The sequence below is a fragment of the Actinomadura gamaensis genome (assembly GCF_042652125.1).
Taxonomy (GTDB): domain Bacteria; phylum Actinomycetota; class Actinomycetes; order Streptosporangiales; family Streptosporangiaceae; genus Spirillospora; species Spirillospora gamaensis.
In genome coordinates this window covers 660352-675846 of the sequence record NZ_JBHSIT010000001.1, presented here as the reverse complement: position 1 = coordinate 675846, position 15495 = coordinate 660352, and the positions used below count along the sequence as shown (strand labels likewise).

13 protein-coding genes are annotated in these 15495 nt (G+C 74.0%); 9 read left to right on the top strand and 4 right to left on the bottom strand.

Annotation, left to right across the window (positions count from 1 at the left end):
- Positions 1-33: 33 nt before the first annotated feature.
- From ACFPCY_RS03190 to ACFPCY_RS03160, 7 genes are all read left to right on the top strand, one after another.
- Positions 34-2418 carry a serine/threonine-protein kinase gene (locus ACFPCY_RS03190; RefSeq protein WP_378252021.1) on the top strand — a complete coding sequence of 795 codons (2385 nt, stop codon included), beginning with the start codon at positions 34-36 and terminating at the stop codon, positions 2416-2418.
- Between the two features lie 20 nt (positions 2419-2438).
- A complete protein-coding gene (locus ACFPCY_RS03185) occupies positions 2439-3737 on the top strand; it encodes a protein phosphatase 2C domain-containing protein (RefSeq protein ID WP_378252020.1) in 1299 nt (432 codons plus the stop codon).
- On the top strand, positions 3734-5065 hold the full coding sequence (locus tag ACFPCY_RS03180) for a vWA domain-containing protein (protein ID WP_378252019.1): 1332 nt from the start codon (positions 3734-3736) through the stop codon (positions 5063-5065). The genes ACFPCY_RS03185 and ACFPCY_RS03180 overlap by 4 nt, the downstream gene beginning before the upstream one ends.
- A gap of 2 nt (positions 5066-5067) precedes the next feature.
- Positions 5068-5835, top strand: a complete 768-nt coding sequence (locus ACFPCY_RS03175; protein ID WP_378252018.1) for an FHA domain-containing protein — start codon at positions 5068-5070, stop codon at positions 5833-5835.
- Positions 5832-7361: a hypothetical protein gene (locus ACFPCY_RS03170; protein ID WP_378252017.1), complete on the top strand. Its 1530-nt coding sequence runs from the start codon at positions 5832-5834 to the stop codon at positions 7359-7361. Before ACFPCY_RS03175 ends, ACFPCY_RS03170 begins: the two co-directional genes overlap by 4 nt.
- A 20-nt stretch (positions 7362-7381) precedes the next feature.
- Entirely contained in the window at positions 7382-8227 is an 846-nt protein-coding gene (locus ACFPCY_RS03165; RefSeq protein WP_378252016.1) for a glutamate ABC transporter substrate-binding protein, read from the top strand.
- Positions 8228-8375: 148 nt separating this feature from the next.
- Positions 8376-9677 carry a hypothetical protein gene (locus tag ACFPCY_RS03160; RefSeq protein ID WP_378252015.1) on the top strand — a complete coding sequence of 434 codons (1302 nt, stop codon included), beginning with the start codon at positions 8376-8378 and terminating at the stop codon, positions 9675-9677.
- Here ACFPCY_RS03160 and ACFPCY_RS03155 read toward each other — a convergent pair.
- Positions 9638-10351: a hypothetical protein gene (locus ACFPCY_RS03155; RefSeq protein WP_378252014.1), complete on the bottom strand. Its 714-nt coding sequence runs from the start codon at positions 10349-10351 to the stop codon at positions 9638-9640. The two genes, ACFPCY_RS03160 and ACFPCY_RS03155, sit on opposite strands and share 40 nt — an antisense overlap.
- Before the next feature lie 374 nt (positions 10352-10725).
- On the opposite strand from ACFPCY_RS03155, the gene ACFPCY_RS03150 reads away from it, so the two are divergent.
- Positions 10726-11244: a PH domain-containing protein gene (locus ACFPCY_RS03150; RefSeq protein WP_378252013.1), complete on the top strand. Its 519-nt coding sequence runs from the start codon at positions 10726-10728 to the stop codon at positions 11242-11244.
- Positions 11245-11288: 44 nt separating this feature from the next.
- Positions 11289-12257: a class I SAM-dependent methyltransferase gene (locus tag ACFPCY_RS03145; protein WP_378252012.1), complete on the top strand. Its 969-nt coding sequence runs from the start codon at positions 11289-11291 to the stop codon at positions 12255-12257.
- Positions 12258-12259: 2 nt separating this feature from the next.
- On the opposite strand, the gene ACFPCY_RS03140 is transcribed toward ACFPCY_RS03145, so the two are convergent.
- The 3 genes from ACFPCY_RS03140 to ACFPCY_RS03130 all read right to left on the bottom strand — a co-directional run bounded on the left by ACFPCY_RS03140 (position 12260) and on the right by ACFPCY_RS03130 (position 15494).
- The gene (locus tag ACFPCY_RS03140) at positions 12260-13672 is read right to left on the bottom strand and encodes an NAD(P)/FAD-dependent oxidoreductase (RefSeq protein WP_378252011.1); all 1413 of its coding nucleotides are present in this window, start codon (positions 13670-13672) and stop codon (positions 12260-12262) included.
- 131 nt (positions 13673-13803) lie between these two features.
- Complete coding sequence (locus ACFPCY_RS03135; protein ID WP_378252010.1) at positions 13804-14634, bottom strand: ABC transporter permease; 831 nt, start codon at positions 14632-14634, stop codon at positions 13804-13806.
- The gene (locus ACFPCY_RS03130) at positions 14631-15494 is read right to left on the bottom strand and encodes an ABC transporter permease (protein WP_378252009.1); all 864 of its coding nucleotides are present in this window, start codon (positions 15492-15494) and stop codon (positions 14631-14633) included. The genes ACFPCY_RS03135 and ACFPCY_RS03130 overlap by 4 nt, the downstream gene beginning before the upstream one ends.
- Position 15495: the final 1 nt, after the last annotated feature.

Genomic DNA, 15495 nt, shown 5'->3' with positions numbered 1-15495 from the left:
AACGTCGAGGACGGTTACTGCGTCATATGTGGCATGCCCCCCTCGCAAGGCACGCCGACTCCCCCCGGCCGGCAGGCGAACGGTCAGCAGCCGGCCGCCGCGCCCGGGCGCTGCACGCAGCCCGGCTGCGGCGGCACGATCCAGGAAGGCTACTGCGACGTCTGCGGCAGCGCGGCCGAGCAGGTTCCGGCCGCCGCCTCGGGCACGGGCTCGGGGCAGTCCGCTCCGTCGAGCTCGTCCGGGCAGTCCGGCTCGTCCGGGCAGGCTCCGGTGACGCGGCCCAGCGGCTCGTCGGGAAGCTTCGCGTCCGGCAGCGTCATGACCGGCGGCGCCGGGACGGGCGGCACCGGCAGCGGCGGGACGCGCCCGTCCGGAATGATGGAGTACCTCGGGTCCGGCCTGGTCGAGGTGCCGAGGGTCCCCTACCGCGACCCGGCGACCGCCGTCCGCCCGAATCCGGAGGTTCCCGAGCACCGGCGGTTCTGCGGGAGCTGCGGGGAGAAGGTCGGCCGCAGCCGCGGCGACCGCCCCGGACGCACCGAGGGCTTCTGCCCCAAGTGCGGCGCCCCGTTCTCGTTCACGCCGAAGCTCAGCCCCGGCGACATGGTGCACCGGCAGTACGAGGTGCTCGGCTGCCTGGCGCACGGCGGGCTCGGCTGGATCTACCTCGCCCGCGACCACCGGGTCAACAACCGGTGGGTGGTGCTGAAGGGACTGCTCAACACCGGCGACGCCGACGCGCGCGAGGCCGCCGAGGCCGAGCGGGAGTTCCTCGCCACGGTCAAGCACCCCAACATCGTCCAGATCTACAACTTCGTCGAGCACGCCGGCGACGAGTACATCGTCATGGAGTACGTCGGCGGCAAGTCCCTCAAGGACATCCTGCTCGAACACCGGAACACGGTGAACCCGGACGGCCTGCCCCTCCCCCAGGCGATCGCCTACGCGCTGGAGGTGCTGCGCGCGTTCTCCTACCTGCACGCGAACGGCCTGATCTACTGCGACTTCAAGCCGGACAACGTGATCCAGTCCGAGGACCGGCTGCGGCTGATCGACCTCGGCGGCGTCCGGCGGCTGGACAACCCGGACGGCGCGATCTACGGGACGGTCGGCTACCAGGCCCCCGAGATCGCCGACCGGGGCCCGTCGATCAGCTCCGACCTGTACACCGTCGGCCGCGCCCTGGCCGTGATGACCTTCCCGTTCAAGGGCTACGGCAGCACCTACAGCGACCGGATCCCGCCGCGCGCCGAGGTGCCGCTGCTCGCCCGGTTCGAGTCGTTCGACCGGCTGCTGCGCCGCGCCACCCACCTCGACCCGGACCAGCGGTTCCAGAGCGCCGACGAGATGGCCGACCAGCTGCTCGGCGTGCTGCGCGAGGTGCTCGCCGCCGAGGACGGCCACGAGCGGCCCGCGCCGTCGGGGCTGTTCGGTCCGGAGCGGTTCGTGCCGGCCGCCGCCGCGTCCGGGGTGAGCGGGCCGGCGCTGCCCGCGCTCACGCCCGCCGAGCTCGCCGCGTCCCTGCCCGTCCCGCTCGTGGACGGCACGGACCCGGCCGCCGGGTTCCTCGCGGGCCTCACCGCGCTGGAGCCCGCGCAGCTCGCCGTAGCGGTCGAGGGCGCGCCCGAGCGCACGCCCGAGGTGAAGCTGACGCTCGCCCGCGTCCGGATCGAGCTCGGCGAGCTCGACCGGGCGTACGAGCTGCTCCAGGAGGTCGCCGCCGACCGCCCGCACGACTGGCGGATCGACTGGTACCGGGCGGTCGCGCTGCTCGCGGCGGGCCGGGTCGAGCAGGCGGACTCGGCGTTCGACCGGCTCTACTCGCTGGCGCCGGGCGAGCTCGCGCCGAAGCTCGCGCTCGCCGCGTGCCGCGAGCACCGGGCGCCGCAGGACGCGGCGCGCCTCTACGAGACGGTCTGGCGCACCGACCGCGGCCACATCAACGCCGCGTTCGGGCTGGCCCGCATGAAGCTCGCCGCGAACGACCGGCCGGGCGCGGTCGCCGTGCTCGACTCGGTCCCGCCGACCTCGATCCGGTTCGTCCCGGCGCAGGTCGCGGCGGTCGGCGTCGCCGTGCGGGGCCGTCCCGCCGCGGAGCTGACCCCGGGCGAGCTGGTCGCCGCCGCGCGCCGGCTGGAGCGGCTCGACCTGGCCGGGGAGCGCCGCGACCTGCTGGCCGCCGAGGTGCTGGAGGCCGCGCTCGACTGGACGCTGCACGGGTCCGGGCCCGGCGGCGCGCCGGGCGGCGGCCCGGCGGGCGACGGCGGGGAGCTGTTCGGCGTGCCGCTGGCGGAGCTGCCGCTGCGCCGCCGCCTGGAGGGGACGTACCGGACGCTCGCCCGGCACACCCGCGACCGCGAGGAGAAGCGGCTGCTGGTCGACGCCGCCAACGCCGTCCGGCCGCGGACGCTGCTGTGAACCGGGACGGGATCGGGAACATGGACGGGGAGGGCGACGACACCGCAGTGGAAGCGAACGAGACCGCCGGCGGGACGGCCGCGCACGAGGCGCCCGGAAGCGCGCCGACCGGGGACGCCGCCGCGCTGGTGGACCAGAGCGCGGTGAAGCCCGCCGAGCTGACCTGCCCGAACCCCGAGTGCGGCGTGGTGGTGTACCCGGGCGAGGTGTACTGCGAGAACTGCGGTCACCGGCTGATCGCCGGGCAGCCCGGGAACGGCGCGCCGGCGACGTCCGGCGGCACCGAGTGCGTGGGGTGCGGGGAGGCGGCCGTGGACGCCGAGGGCTACTGCGAGCACTGCGGGCTGAAGCAGCCCGCCGACCGCGACCACCTGGAGGTCGCGCTCGACACGCCCGGCGGCCCGGTCGCGGGCGTCAGTGACCGGGGCAAGCGGTACGCGCGCAACGAGGACGCCTTCGCGATCGCCCCGCACAACACCGGCGTCGCCGCCGTGGTGTGCGACGGGGTCGGGTCGTCGCCGCGTCCGGAGACGGCCTCGCGGGCCGCCGCCGACACGGCCGCGACCGAGATCGCGTCGGCGCTCGGCGCGGGCGCCTCGCCGGGGGACGCGGTCCGCGCCGCGGTCGCGAAGGCCGCGGCGGCCGTGAGCGCGCTCGCCGATTCCCCCGAGCAGGCGCCGTCCTGCACCTTCGTCGCGGCGGTGACCGGCCCGGACGGCGTGACCGTCGGCTGGGTCGGCGACAGCCGCGCCTACTGGCTGAGCGCCGACGACCTCCGCGCCGGCGACCCTGGCGACGGCGACCTCGCCGACACCGGCGAGCTGAACGCGGCGGCGCTCAACGCCGAACTCGACGCCGCTTACAACGCCGAACTCTCCGGCGACCCGAACGCGACCACCCCGGACGCCGAGACACTCCCGCTCGGGGCGTCCCGGCGGCTGACCGACGACGACTCGTGGGCGGCGTTCATGGTGGCGTCCGGCGCGCTCACCGAGGCGGAGGCCGAGGCCCACCCGAACGCGCACGTCATCACGGCGTGGCTCGGCGCGGACGCCGGGGAGGTGCGCCCGCACGTGCGCGCCTTCCTGCCCGACCGGCCCGGCACGCTGCTGGTGTGCAGCGACGGGCTCTGGAACTACTTCCCCGGCGCCGAGGAGCTGGCGGCCGTGCTGCGGAACGCGCAGGCGGACCCCGCCGCCGACCCGGCCGGCGCGGCCAGGACCCTGGTACGCCACGCCCTCGACGCGGGCGGGCGCGACAACATCACGGTGGCCGTGCTCCCGATGGCGGCCGCCCCGAGCACGGAGCAGGCCCGATGAGCGACCAGCCGCAGTTCACCGTCAAGATCGACCAGAACAAGTTCCTGCCCGAGGGCGGGCGCGAGGTGCACGCCATCGTCTCCGTCGAGTCGGCGGGGGGCGCGGCCGCGGCCGCGCCGAGCGCGCAGGCGGCCGAGGTCGTCATCATCGACACCTCGGGGTCGATGACCTACCCCGACACGAAGCTGCGCTCGGCGATCGCCGCCGCGCAGACCGCCGTCGACACGCTGCGGGACGGCGTGATGTTCGCCGTCGTCTCCGGGTCGAACAGCGCGCAGATGGTGTACCCGCAGCAGCCCATGCTGGTGCCCGCCAACGAGCGGAACCGGCACGCGGCGAAGGTCGCGCTGAAGCGGCTCACCGCGCAGGGCGGCACCGCGATCGGCTCCTGGCTGCGGCTGGCCGACCAGCTGTTCGACCCCTACCAGGACGGCGTCCGGCACGCGATCCTGCTGACCGACGGCAAGAACCAGCACGAGAGCGCCGAGGAGCTGGAGGCGGTGCTGTTCCGCTGCTCCGGCCGGTTCGTGTGCGACTGCCGCGGCGTCGGCACCGACTGGGAGGTCGCCGAGCTGCGCAAGGTCGCCAACGCGCTGCTCGGCACCGTGGACATCGTCGCCGACCCGGCCGACCTCGTCGCCGACTTCCGCGCGATGACCGAGGCGGCGATGGGCAAGGCCGTCGCGGACGTGGCGCTGCGGGTGTGGACGCCGCAGACCGCGCGGCTGAAGTTCGTCAAGCAGGTCATGCCGACCGTGCAGGACCTCACCGCCATGCGCGCCGAGGCCGGGCCGCAGGCGGGCGACTACCCGCTGGGCGCGTGGGGCGCCGAGAGCCGTGACTACCAGATCTGCGTGGAGGTCCCGCCGGGGGAGGTCGGCAAGGAGCTGCGCGCGGCCTGGGTGAAGCTGGTGGTCCCGGGCGGGCCGGGCCAGGAGGCGCAGGTGCTCGCCACCGGCAACGTGCTGGCGCAGTGGACCGACGACGAGGCCCTGTCCACCAAGATCAACGCGCGGGTGGCGCACTACACCGGGCAGTCCGAGCTGGCCGACGTGATCCAGGAGGGCCTGACCGCGCGCCGCGAGGGCGACTTCGACACCGCGACCGCCCGGCTCGGCCGCGCCGTGCAGCTCGCCGACGAGGCGGGCAACGAGGCGGTCACCGCCGCGCTGCGCAAGGTCGTGGACGTGCTCGACCCCGCCACCGGCACCGTCCGGCTGAAGGCGAACGTGGAGAAGGCGGACGAGATGTCCCTCGACACCACCTCCACCAAGACCGTCCGGACCCGCAAGGACGAGACGGTCAACACCCGGCGCACCGAGGTCTGAGCATGGCTCTCTGCCCCGCCGGGCACGCCTCCGGCTCCGACGACTACTGCGACGTGTGCGGCGAGCGCATCGGCGGGACGTCCGCGCCGCCCGCGCCGGGCGCGCCGCCGTCCGGCCCGCGGCCCGCCGCGCCGGGCGCCCCGACGCAGGCGATGGTCGCGCCCGGTGTGGCGTGCCCGGACTGCGGCACCCCCGCGGCGGACCGGTTCTGCGAGCAGTGCGGCTACGACTTCGCCACCGGCGGCGGGCGGCCGAGCGCGCCGCCGGTCCCGCAGCCGGCCCGGTCCGAGCCGTCCGAACCGATGCGCGCGCCGGACCTGCACTACCGCGACCAGTCGCAGTCCGGACCGCGGCCCGCCGGATGGGTCGCGGTCGTGTCCGCCGACCGGGCCTACTACGACGCGGTGATCGCGATGAACGGCCCGGACGCGGCGCGCATCGTGTTCCCGCCGTTCGTGCCCGAGCGGCGCATCCCGCTGACCGGCGACCGGGTGCTCATCGGACGGCGCAGCCCGAGCCGCGGCACCGAGCCGCAGATCGACCTGCGCCAGCCGCCGGAGGATCCGGGCGTCTCGCACACCCACGCGTTCCTGCTCGCCCGCCCGGACGGCCGCTGGTCGCTGGTCGACCCCGGCTCGGCCAACGGGACGTGCGTGAACGACTCGATCGAGCCGATCCCGAACAACGTGGAGGTCCCGGTGGGCGAGGGCGACCGCGTCCACGTCGGGGCCTGGACGACCATCACCCTCACGAGAGGCGGGACGCCATGACGGCCGTCCAGCAGCAGGGAGGCTCGCCTCCCGCGCAGCCGCCCGCGCCTTCGCCCGCGTCCTCGGGCGGCCCGCCGGCGCCGTCCGGCGGCGTCCGGCCGGGGCTCGCGGACGTGCGCGCGCGGGCCGCGGCCATGCCGCCGCGCCGCGGCGTCCGGCGTGCCCTGCCGCGCACCAACTCCGGACGGATCCGGGCGCTGTCGGCGGGCGTCGTGATCGTCCTGCTGGGGCTGCTCCTGCTCGCCTGGAACGGCGTCCACGACGCGCGCACCGGCGTCCGGGTGATCGGCACCGCGGGTCCGCAGGTCATCGCGACCGGCGACCTGTACTTCCGCCTCACCGACATGGACGCGCAGCTCGCGCACGCGCTACTCGTCGGCGCCGGGCCCGCGCACGCCGACGACCGCGCCCGGGCGCTGGGCCGCTACGACGCGAGCCGCAGCGAGGCCGACAAGGCGCTCGTCGAGGCGGCGCGGCTGGCCCGCGACGATACCGAGAAGCAGACGGCCCGGTCGCTGCTGGACGCGCTCGGCCGCTACGAGCGGCTCGCCGGGCAGGCGCTCCTGCTGGACGAGCGGTCGCCGCACGCGGCGGGACCGCCGTCGGCCGCCGTCACCCAGCTCTACCGCCAGGCGACCGACCTGATGAAGCTGGAGCTGCTGCCGCAGGCGTACAACCTGACGCTCGACAACGGCACGATCGTCCGGCACACCTACGAGGACAAGCGCTCGGCGGTGCTGACCGGCCGCACGGTCGTCGCCGTCACCGGGGTCGTCCTGCTGGTGCTGCTGGGCGCGTTCCAGCTGTTCATGGCGCGGCGGTTCCGGCGGCTGCTGAACCTCCCGCTGGCGCTCACGACCGTCGCGGTGCTGGTCGTCGTCGCCTGGACGGCCGCCATGCTCTCCGCCGAGGCGTCCTCGCTGGCCAAGGCGAAGCACGACGGGTTCGACTCGATCCTCGCGCTGGCTCGTGCGCGCGCGATCGGCAACAGCGCGCAGGCCGACCAGACGCGGTTCCTGCTCGACCCCGGCCGCGCCGACACCTACGAGCAGGTCTTCCAGAGCAAGGCGCAGACCGTCCTCTACCTGCCGGCCGACAACCTCGCCGGATACCAGGACCAGGTGAAGAAGCTCCAGTCGCTGCGCCCCGAACCCGGCAAGCAGGCCGTGCTGGGCTTCCTGGGCGACGAGGCGCACCGTCCGGGCGGTAGCGCGCGGGCGCTGGACGACGTCCTGCACGGTTTCCAGCGGTTCCAGCAGAACGACCGGCAGATGCGCGACCTGGCGGCGCGCGGCCGGCGCGACGACGCGATCGCGTTGCAGACCGGGCAGGCCGCGACCGACTACGCCGCCTACGACAAGAGCGTCGTCGACCTCGCCGCCGTGCACCAGGCGACGTTCGACAAGGCCATGAAGGACGGCAGGGGCGGCACGAAGGGCTGGCAGTACCTGCTGCCGGCCGCGGGCCTGGTCGTCCTGCTGCTGCTCGTCGCGGGAATCCGGCCCCGGCTGGCGGAGTACCGATGATCGACCGGACGAGGGGGCGCATGATGCGGGCACGGCGGTTCGGAGCGGCGGCGCTGGCGGTGGCGGCGTCGGCGGCCCTGGCGGCGGCGTGCGGGATCGCGGGGGCGTCCGAGTCGTCCGTGGCGCACAAGGGCAAGCTCGTCATCGGCGTCAACAAGGACCAGCCGGGGCTCGGCCAGCAGCAGTCCGACGGCTCCTACCAGGGCTTCGACATCGACGTCGCGCGGCAGCTCGCCGCGTTCATGGGCGTGCGCGACGTCGAGTTCAGGGCGATCACCTCAGCGAACCGCGAGACGATGCTCCGGGACGGCTCGGTCGACCTCGTCGTCGGCAGCTACTCCATCACTCCCGAGCGCAAGACGAAGGTCGCGTTCGCCGGGCCGTACTACGTCGCGCACCAGAGCATCCTCGTGCGCGCGTCGGACGGCGGCCGTGTCAGGAGCGTGCACGACCTGGCCGGCCGGAAGGTGTGCCGGGTGCCGGGTTCGGTGTCCTACCCGCGCGTCACCAAGGAGCGCGGCGTCGCGGCCGTCCCCGTCAACGCGAGCGGCTACAAGGACTGCCTCGACGGGCTCACCTCCGGACGCCTCGACGCCGTCTCCACCGACGACCTGATCCTCGCCGGGCTCTTCGCGCAGAACGTCCAGGCGGGCGGCCCGGCGCTGCGCCTGGTCAACGCCCCGTTCTCGGACGAGCCGTACGGCGTCGGCATCAAGCAGGGCGACGTGGACGGCTGCGAGGCGGTCAACAAGGCCATCACGCGGATGTACCAGCAGGGCATCCCGACCAGGCTCCTCCAGTCGCGGTTCGGGGCGAGCGGCCTGGCCTACACCGGGACCGTCCCGCAGTTCGAGGGCTGCGAATGACGGACGCGCCGCGGGATTCGGACGATTGAGACCAGCCGGTCACTGAGATCCATCGGTTACGTAAGTGCCGGTCGCGTCCGGTGATCGTAAGTTATGGTCGCGATCTAAAAGCGTGCCGGAACCGTCGACCGCGGGCCTGAGGGGTGCCATGACGACGCTCATCCTGGTGGTGCTGTGCGTCGTGGTCGGGGCCATGGAGCTCTGGGCGGGGCGGCAGAGCCGGGAGCAGGCGCGCGCCTTCGCCCGCCGCGTGGACGAGCTGAACGACCAGGTCACCAAGCAGAACAGCGTGCTGGTCACGGTCGGCGAGCAGCTCACCGCCGAGCTGTCGCGGGTCAAGCGGGACGTGCTGCCCGCGCTCGACTCGCGGCTGCGCGACAACTCCGGCCAGGTCGAGGAGCTCGCCCGGCTCGTCCACCAGGCCGACTCCTACCTGCGCTCGCAGTCCGGCCGGCTGCAGGAGCTCGAACAGCAGCGGGTCACGCTCGCCGCGCTGCGCCGCAAGCTCGGCGAGATGGAGACGTCGGTGCGCGCGGTCGCGGCCGGGAGCGGCGCGGCGGTCGCGGGCCGGGTGGACGAGGCGATCTCGCGCCTGGCCGAGGTCGAGCGCGGCGGCGCGGAGATGCTGGAGCTGCAACGCGCCCTCACCCGCACCCTGGAGGACGTCGAGGACGTCGTCGCCGAGCTGCTCCAGTACACCGAGGGCGAGCTCGACAGCGCCGTCTCCTCCGCGCTCGCCGGGCGTCCGCGGGTCGGCGGCGACGGCCTGTCGGTCACCGCGACCGGACGATTGTGGAGCCGCGACGAGCAGCTCCAGGACATCCTCGGCGAGATGTACGAGGCGTGCCTGCGCGCCAACGGCCTCCAGGTCCGGTTCCGGACGGTCGAGGACGCCGACGGCGCGGGCCCCGGCGTCCCCGAGCACCGCCGCTACTTCCTCGGCGGCCGCCGGATGGAGGAGCTGGCCGGGGCGTTCACCGCGCTGCTGATCTCGACCGGCGCGGACCTGCCGCCGGGCGGCTCCGGCGCCCCGGCGGGCGGTCTGAGCCGCGACCCGGGACCGAGCCGCGGCCGGGGGCCGGGGTCCGGCCGCGGACCGGGGGCGGGCAGCGGCCTGGGGTCGGGCCGCGGACCGGGGGCGGGCAGCGGCCTGGGGTCGGGCCGCGGGCCGGGGCACGTCGTCCCGGCGGGCCGCGCGCCCGAGGACGAGGCCGCGCTGAAGTCGCTGCTGCGCGTGCTGTACGAGAGCGAGGGCGCGGTTGCCCAGATCGGGCCGCTGCTGGCCGTCCGGACGCGCGAGGAGCTGGTCGCGGCCGTCCTCGACCCGGCCCAGTCGCTGGAGCTGGAGAACGACGAGGTGTTCTGGGACCCGGCCACGGCGATCGTCCGGATGCGCCGCCTCCCGGCGCATCAGCTGTGGGAGCTGACCGCCTGGGGCGCGAGCGCGTAGGCCCGGACGTTCCGCTCCGCCGGGCCGCCGATCCGCACGAACACCGGGCAGCGCGCCGTCCCGGACTCCTGGTCCGCCTCGGCGCAGAGCCCGACCCCCGACCCGCGGTCGAGCAGCACCACGTTCTGCACCGCCCGCGCCGCGCGCACGGCGTACGGCACGGACGACGCGTCGCCCGGCTCGAACAGCTCCTCGAACGTGAGCTTCCGGGCGAACCGGACCAGGCCGTCGGCGTCCACGACGCGGCTCCCGACCGCGGAAGCCGGACCCGCGATGACGATGCCGAAGCTCGGGTTCTCCTGGCCGCGCACGTAGATCTCGCGGTCGGGCTCCAGGCCCTTGCGCCGGTCCGGCAGGTGCAGCCCGAACCCGGACTCCCCGTTGACGAAGGCGGGCGGGCCGAAACCCGGCGGCAGGGCGCTCTCCGGAACGTCCCATTGCGTGCCGCCGAAACCGTCCCTCGGCGGTTCCCCGAACGCGCTCCGGCCGTTGGGCACGGCGACGGTCACCGCCCCGGACGGCTCGGACCAGCCCGGCAGGTACACGCCGATACCGCGCACGAGCAGCCGCCAGACGGGCCGTCCGGTCACGTCGGGGGTGAAGGCGCCGCTGGGCCCGCGCGCGCCCGCGAACACGTCGTCGGCTCCCGGCCGGGGCTCCCGCGCGGCGTCCATGGGCAACATCATCATGACCCCGCCGCGCCCGCACAAGGGACGGCCGCCCTCCCAAGGGAAACCCCTGCCCCCACCGGCCACACGAGCCACAGACCGTGGACGGGACGGGACGGACCGGAAGGGGCGTCGCGACGCGGAGCACTCCGGCCCGCGCGAGACCGCGCGCAGACAGGCGCGAGACCGCACGCGGGCAGGCACGAGACCGCGCGCAGGCGGGCACGAGACCGCACGCGGGCAGACGCGAGACCGCACGCGGGCGGGCGCGAGAGCGCGCGCAGGCGGGCACGGGGTGGGACTGTCCGGGCGCGGCCAGTGCCCGGCGGCGCGGCCGTCCGCTACCGTTGACGGCAACAGATCACGACGAGGACGCGGCCATGAACATGCAGGACATGATGGTCTTCCGGGACGCCGGATCGCGGACCGTCGACCGCTATCTGATGAACCACGAGGGCCACGTGATCGCCGTGCGCCAGCACCCGGCGCGGCTGCTGCTCCCGGTGGTCGTCGCGTTCGTCGCGCTGGTGGCCTGCACCGCCGTGAACGCGATCACCGGCTTCGCCTGGATCTGGTTCCTCTGGGTGGCCTCGCTCGGCTACCTGGTCTGGAAGGTGTTCGCCTGGTCGATCCAGTTCTTCCTGGTCACCGAGCACCGGATCATGCTGATCACCGGGGTGCTGAACCGCAAGGTCGCGATGATGCCGCTCGCGAAGGTCACCGACATCCGGTTCGACCGGTCGGTCCTCGGCCGGATGCTGGGCTACGGCGAGTTCCTCATCGAGTCGGCCGGCCAGAACCAGGGTTTCGACCACGTCACCTACATGCCGTACCCGGAGCAGCTCTACCTGGAGGTCTCGTCCCTGGTCTTCGGTTCCAAGGACGCCGCCCCCGACTAGAGGCCCGGCCGGACCACCCGTCCGCCCCTGGGAGGATGGGGATCATGGAACGCGCCTCCCGGACGCCGCCGGCCCCCGGCACCGCTGTAGCCGATGTCGCCGCTCGGCTGCGGAAGGCCGGATGCGTCTTCGCCGAGGACGAGGCCGAGCTGATCCTGTCCGCCGCGTCCACGCCGGACGAGGCGGACGCGATGGTGGCCCGCCGCGCGGACGGCGAGCCGCTGGAGCACGTCGTCGGCTTCGCCGAGTTCCACGGCCTGCGCATCGCCGTCGAGAAGGGCGTCTTCGTCCCGCGCCGCCGCACCGAGGTCCTGATACGCGAGGCCGCCGCCGTCACCCGCGCGGGCGCGGTCGTGGTCGATCTCTGCTGCGGCTCCGGCGCCCTGGGCGCCGCCCTCGCCGCCGAAGTCCGCGCCCGCCCCGAACAGGACGGCCCCGAACAGGACGCCCGCGACCAGAACGTTACCGCACAGACCGCCGCCGCACAGCACGACGGCGCACAGCGCGACGGCCCACAGCGCGACGGCGGGCAGGACGCCAACGAACGAGGCGACGGCGCACGGCGCGACGGTGGGGAGCGTGTCGAGCTGCATGCGGCCGACATCGACCCGGTGGCCGTCCGGTGCGCGCGGCGGAACGTGCCCGGAGAGGTGCACGAGGGCGATCTGTTCGAGGCGCTGCCCGCCGACCTGCGCGGACGCGTCGACGTGCTGCTCGCGAACGTCCCCTACGTGCCGTCCCGGGAGATCGGCCTGCTGCCGTCCGAGGCCCGCGACCACGAGGCCCGCGTCGCGCTGGACGGCGGCGAGGACGGCCTGAACGTCCTGCGCCGCGTCACCGCCGACGCCGCCGCCTGGCTCGCGCCCGGCGGCCACCTGCTCTGCGAGATCAGCGAGCGCCAGGTGCCCGCGGCCTTGGCCGCCTTCGCCGAAGGCGGCCTGGAACCGCGGATCGCCGTGGACGAGGACTGGAGCGCCACCGTCATCCTCGGCCGCAGGCCGCGGGCCTCCTGAGGTCAGCTGTCGAAGCCGAGGCCGAGGCGGTCGAGCAGGCCGAGCCACGGCCCCCGGCGGCCCGCGTTGCGGTCGGCGCGGGCGATCTCGCGCCGGGTCAGCTCGATCACGCCGTACCGGAGCGGTTCGGGCGGGAACGGGACCGGCTTGGAGCGGACCATCCTCAGCCGCGTCCGCTCGGTCCTCTCGCCGGGGCGCAGGCCGACGCCGAGCAGGTCGAGCATGACGTCCGCGCCGAACCGGGTCGCGCCGACGCCGAGGCCGGTGTATCCGGCGGCGTAGGCGAGGCGTCCGGATTGCGCGGTGCCGTAGAACGCGCTGAACCGGCTGCACGTGTCGATGACGCCGCCCCACGCGTGGCTGAAGCGGACCCCTTCGAGCTGCGGGAACGTGGCGAAGAAGTGCCGCGCGAGGGTGGCGAACGTGCGCGGCCGCCGCTCCAGCTCGGCGTGCACGCCGTTGCCGTAGTGGTAGATCGCGTCGTAGCCGCCCCACAGGATCCGGTCGTCCGCCGTGAGCCGGTAGTAGTGGAACTGGTTGGCGCTGTCGCCGACGCCCTGCCGCGCCCGCCATCCGACGGCCTCGCGCTGCGCGGGCGTCAGCGGCTCGGTGACCAGCGCGTAGTCGTACACCGGCACCAGGTAGTACCGCAGGCGGCGCAGCAGCGGCGGGAACGCGCCGGTCGCGAGCGCGACGCGGCGGGCGGTCACCGAGCCGTACGCGCCGCTGATCTTCATGTGCCCGCGCCGGTCGGTGGCCAGCCCGGTGACGCGGGTGTTCTCGTGGACGCGGACGCCCAGCGAGCGGCAGGCGTCGGCGAGCCCCCACGCGAGCCGGGCCGGGTTGACCATCGCGACGCCGTCCCGGTCCCAGAGGCCGCCGAGGTAGGTCGGCGACCCGACCTGCGCGCGGACCTCGTCGGCGTCCAGCAGGGTGAGTTCGCGGCCGAGGCGCGCGGCGGTCTCGGCGTCCTCGCGCAGGCCGTCGAGCTGCCACGGCTCGGTCGCGACGGCCAGCTCGCCCGTCGGCTCCCACTGGGCGTCGATGCCGTAGCGGGTGAGCGTGTCGGCGATCCCGGCCAGGTTGTCCATGCCGAGCCGCTCCAGCGCCGGCATCTCGTCCGGCCAGCGCTCCATCCCGTTGCCGATGCCGTGGGTCAGGCTGGCGGCGCAGAAACCGCCGTTCCGTCCGGACGCCGCGCCGCCGACGCGGTCGGCCTCCAGGACGACGACGTCCAGCGACGGGTCGCGCTCCTTGGCGCGCAGCGCCGTCCAGAGGCCGCTGTAGCCGCCGCCGATGACGGCGAGGTCGCAGGCGTGCTCCCCGACGAGCGCGGGTTCGGGGTCGGGTCGTCCGTCGTCCGCCAGCCAGAACGGGACCGGCTCGGCGTCGGCGAGTGCCCTCAGCGGATTCACATTTCCAACTCCCTCGGTCCCCGCCGCGCCGACCCGGCGCGGCAGGGGTGTTCAGTGCCCGTTGGTTCCCGGCGCGTCGCCGCCGCGGACGCGCCGGTTCCGGCGGCCCCGCGGCGGCGACGCGCGCCGGATCAGGCGCGGCGTGCGCGCCGGGCGGAGATCACGGCCAGCAGGACGCCGACCGCGAAGATCAGGGTGCCCATCACGTTCACCTGCGGCGGGGTGCCGGTGCGGGTCGAGGCGTACACCCACAGCGGGAAGGTCACCGTCGAGCCGCTGGTGAAGTTGGTGATCACGAAGTCGTCGATGGACAGGGCGAAGGCGAGCAGCGCGCCCGACAGCACACCCGGCATGATCATGGGCAGCGTGACCAGCCGGAACGTCGCGACGGGCCCGGCGCCGAGATCCTTCGCCGCCTCCTCCACCTTCGGATCGAGGCCGACCACGCGGGCCCGCACGGTCACCGCGACGAACGAGATCGAGAACATCACGTGCGCGATCAGGACCGTCCAGTAGCCGCGCGGCAGGTCCAGGCTGACGAACATCGACAGCAGGGACGCGCCCATCACGATCTCCGGGCAGGAGATCGCGGCGAACAGCACCAGGTTCGTCACGCCCTTGCCGCGGAACCGGAACCGACCGAGCGCGATGCCCACGAACGTGCCGAGCACGGTCGTGATCACCGTGCTGAGCAGCGCGATCGAGATCGAGTTCCACAGCGCCCGGGTGAGGTCGCCCTTGTCGAACAGGTGCCGGTACCAGCGGAGCGTGAAGCCCTCCCACTGGAAGTTCTGCTTGCTGTGGGTGTCGTTGAAGCCGAACAGGATCATGATCGCGATGGGCAGCATCAGCCACGCGATGATCAGCCAGGTGTAGAGCCGCAGGCCCAGGCCGTCCCGCTCGATCCGGCGGCGCCGCGGCTTTTTCCGGCCAGGAGGCTTGCTGAGGGTGGTCGTCGTCATCGTCCCGCCGCCTCCAGAACGTCCTCGGTGCCCAGCGCGCGGGCGTAGGCGAAGATCCCGACGAGCAGCAGCGCCATCAGGGAGAACGACAGCGCCGACGCGAGCGCGTAGGAGCTGTTGTCGAAGTACTCGGTGCGGATGATGTGGCCGATCATCACGTTGTTCGGCCCGCCCAGCACCTCGGAGTTCACGTAGTCCGACGCCACCGGCACGAACGTCATGATCACCCCGGCGAAGACGCCCGGCAGCGACAGCGGCAGGACGACCCGCAGGAACGCCTGCGTCCGGCTCGCGTACAGGTCGTAGGACGCCTCGATGACGCGGTAGTCGATCCGCTCCAGCGCCACGTAGATCGGGAGCACCATGAACGGCAGGAAGTTGTAGGTCAGCCCGGACACCACGGCGAAGCCGCTGTCCAGGACGTGGAAGTCCTTCGGCACCAGCCCGTGGTTCCGCAGCGGCCCGAGCAGCGGCCCGTTGTCGGTGAGGACGAGCTTCCACGCGAGCGTCCGCAGCACGAACGACACGAAGAACGGCAGCAGGAGCAGGAACAGGTAGGTCGACTTGCGCCGTCCGCCCTTGAACGCGATCCAGTAGGCGGCCGGGTAGGCGAGCGCGATGCACGCGGCCGTCGCCAGCAGGCCGTACCAGAGCGACCGCAGCAGCTTGTCGCCGTAGGTGTGGAAGCCGTCGGTGTAGTTCCGCCAGTGCCACGTCTGTTCGAAGCCGTCGATGATGTTCCCGGTCATCAGCGACACCGAGAACATGAAGACCAGCGGGACGACGAAGAACACCGCCATCCACAGCCCGCCCGGCAGGATCATCAGGTACGGGGTCAGCGCCCCGCGCAGCCGTGCCATC

Coding starts and splice junctions, on each gene's coding strand:
- ACFPCY_RS03190 (WP_378252021.1), top strand. CDS start 34: ATGCCCCCCTCGCAAGGCACGCCGACTCCCCCCGGCCGGCAGGCGAAC.
- ACFPCY_RS03185 (WP_378252020.1), top strand. CDS start 2,439: ATGGACGGGGAGGGCGACGACACCGCAGTGGAAGCGAACGAGACCGCC.
- ACFPCY_RS03180 (WP_378252019.1), top strand. CDS start 3,734: ATGAGCGACCAGCCGCAGTTCACCGTCAAGATCGACCAGAACAAGTTC.
- ACFPCY_RS03175 (WP_378252018.1), top strand. CDS start 5,068: ATGGCTCTCTGCCCCGCCGGGCACGCCTCCGGCTCCGACGACTACTGC.
- ACFPCY_RS03170 (WP_378252017.1), top strand. CDS start 5,832: ATGACGGCCGTCCAGCAGCAGGGAGGCTCGCCTCCCGCGCAGCCGCCC.
- ACFPCY_RS03165 (WP_378252016.1), top strand. CDS start 7,382: ATGATGCGGGCACGGCGGTTCGGAGCGGCGGCGCTGGCGGTGGCGGCG.
- ACFPCY_RS03160 (WP_378252015.1), top strand. CDS start 8,376: ATGACGACGCTCATCCTGGTGGTGCTGTGCGTCGTGGTCGGGGCCATG.
- ACFPCY_RS03155 (WP_378252014.1), bottom strand. CDS start 10,351: ATGGACGCCGCGCGGGAGCCCCGGCCGGGAGCCGACGACGTGTTCGCG.
- ACFPCY_RS03150 (WP_378252013.1), top strand. CDS start 10,726: ATGAACATGCAGGACATGATGGTCTTCCGGGACGCCGGATCGCGGACC.
- ACFPCY_RS03145 (WP_378252012.1), top strand. CDS start 11,289: ATGGAACGCGCCTCCCGGACGCCGCCGGCCCCCGGCACCGCTGTAGCC.
- ACFPCY_RS03135 (WP_378252010.1), bottom strand. CDS start 14,634: ATGACGACGACCACCCTCAGCAAGCCTCCTGGCCGGAAAAAGCCGCGG.
- ACFPCY_RS03130 (WP_378252009.1), bottom strand. CDS start 15,494: ATGGCACGGCTGCGCGGGGCGCTGACCCCGTACCTGATGATCCTGCCG.